Genomic DNA, 1,989 nt, shown 5'->3' with positions numbered 1-1,989 from the left:
TGGCATGGTTTGTTTTAGATTTCACATCGCTCCTGTAGTAAGTCCAAGTATTGCCCAACCGATAAAGATGGAAAAAATCAAATTGATTATGTTGAGAACAATAGCGAAAATTGCCAGATTTTGTTTTGTGGACTCGTAGGCCTTATTTCCTAAAAAAATACCAATCGGTGAAAGAAAAAGAAAAATTAAAAATGCAAGCTCTTCAAGAAAATCTAAGAAAAAAACACGGAGAAGCAAAGGTAATTTTTCGATGAGATGATAGTGGGCAGTTGTTATTTTTTCAAAAATTGTATAGGGATGCGCTACCGGGGGTGCATATAAATACAAAAAATTGAAAAATAGAAAAATGACTCCTAATATCCCAATAATAAGAGAAAAAAACAATTTTAGATTAAAAACTTCTTTTCTCATTTTTTAGGTATAAACAAAATCTTTGACCTTTTAACCTCTTTTGGCCAGTTTTCCATATAAAGGATTGATTTAACCTTCTTTAATATCTGAATCAGCGATTAATTCTGAAAGGTCAATGTTGCCTTCGGCTTCTCCGAAATTAACTGTGATTATCCCTACAGGTGTTGAGGCAGAGTGGCTGATATCTATCAATACCTCAACTCCATTTCTATTTTCAGTGGTAACTGTTAGTTTCTGATAATTTCTCAAAGAAATAAATTGATTCTGAGAAGGTCCAATGATAAGGTAGGCATAACTGAAGTAAACCTTTTCTTTTCTGGGAATAGATTCATCTTCTTGAGTTTTCTCATCTACTAAGGTTAATTTTACTGGAATTTTAACCTCGGTTCCTGTTTGCTCGTAAGTGCCGAGATTTATTCCTTGTTGGATTTCATCAACTGAAATAAAGACTTCTTCTCCTTCTTTTTCTCCAATCGGGAATCCGAAATCCCATTTGTATTTAGAAATTTTTCTTTCAGTAAAATATTTAGCCACAAATCTATATCCAATTGGCATTCCGCTTCCACCAATTGTTACTGGGTAATAATCAAAATTCGGATTCAAACTAACAAATTCATCCCCTGTTTCAGTTGTTTCCCAATTGTTTGATCTTATATCGTCAGTTCCAAAGATCTTTACTATTCTGATAATTCCCTTTTTGCCATCAACTACTCCGTTTTGTTTTGTTGCTTTCTCAACTCCTCTTCCGTTTGAACCTACCATTAATGCCTCGGTGGTAATAACCCGAGTTGAATTTATTGGATTGTATTCTTTATTTGCATTCGTAACCCAAGGAAATTTTCCAAGAATTCCTTCGAAGCTATGAATATGACCCCCAAAATCGAATACTACTGATTTGTTCTTTAAAATTTCTCTTAATTGCAAAAGCTCAGGAGACGAAAAGGCTTCTGCTATACTCAATTTCATCGGATGATGCGAAAACAAGATTACTGGTTCTCCTTCAAATTCTTCCAACTTCTCTTCCAGCCAATCTAAGGTTTCTTGTTTTTTAATGAAATAAGGGCATGTGGTTCCAGAGGGGACAGGAACAGCGCATTCTTCTCTCCAGGCTACTGCATCAGAACCTACTCCTTTTCCAAAAGACACAGGTTCTCTTGAGTTAAAGTCCAAGCCAACAAAGTTTATTTTACCACAATTGAAGACAAAGTTCTTGTAGTTTTTATGAAGTTCATCTCTTTGAAACTTTAGTCTCTCTTTCATTAATTTTGTGTTGGTCTCATTCTCATCCCAGAAGATTTGGTCAAAGTATTTCTCTCCTAATGCTGATGTTGCGTTGTTTGACTCGGTATAGGACCAGACATCATGGTTGCCAAAAAGAGGAACATAGGGGATGCCATCTGATGTATTGCCATCATTGTTCGGGTCGTTTAGTTTGTCCAAAATCTCCTTTGCCTTGAGAAACTCTGATTTTTCAGCAGAATCGGCTATATCACCTAAAACAACTAAGAATTGAATTGGGCATCTTGTTCCATCGCAATCAATGTTGTTTTTATTCTCATTTATCCAATTTACCACATT

Annotated in this window: 2 protein-coding genes; both read right to left on the bottom strand. The window is 35.2% G+C overall.

Annotation, left to right across the window (positions count from 1 at the left end; genetic code table 11):
• Window positions 1-21: 21 nt before the first annotated feature.
• On the bottom strand, window positions 22-411 hold the full coding sequence (locus tag J7J62_06295) for a hypothetical protein (GenBank protein ID MCD6124763.1): 390 nt from the start codon (window positions 409-411) through the stop codon (window positions 22-24).
• 69 nt (window positions 412-480) lie between these two features.
• On the bottom strand, window positions 481-1,989 hold a 1,509-nt coding region (locus J7J62_06290), incomplete at its 5' end, for a metallophosphoesterase (protein MCD6124762.1).

It is taken from the genome of bacterium (assembly GCA_021159335.1).
Lineage (GTDB): Bacteria > UBP14 > UBA6098 > B30-G16 > B30-G16 > JAGGRZ01.
The sequence above is the reverse complement of the archived record's forward strand: the minus strand, read 5'-3'. Positions and strand labels throughout refer to the sequence as shown.

Bases quoted from the DNA above. Each gene is read 5' to 3' on its own strand.
- J7J62_06295 (MCD6124763.1), bottom strand. From the start codon at position 411: ATGAGAAAAGAAGTTTTTAATCTAAAATTGTTTTTTTCTCTTATTATT.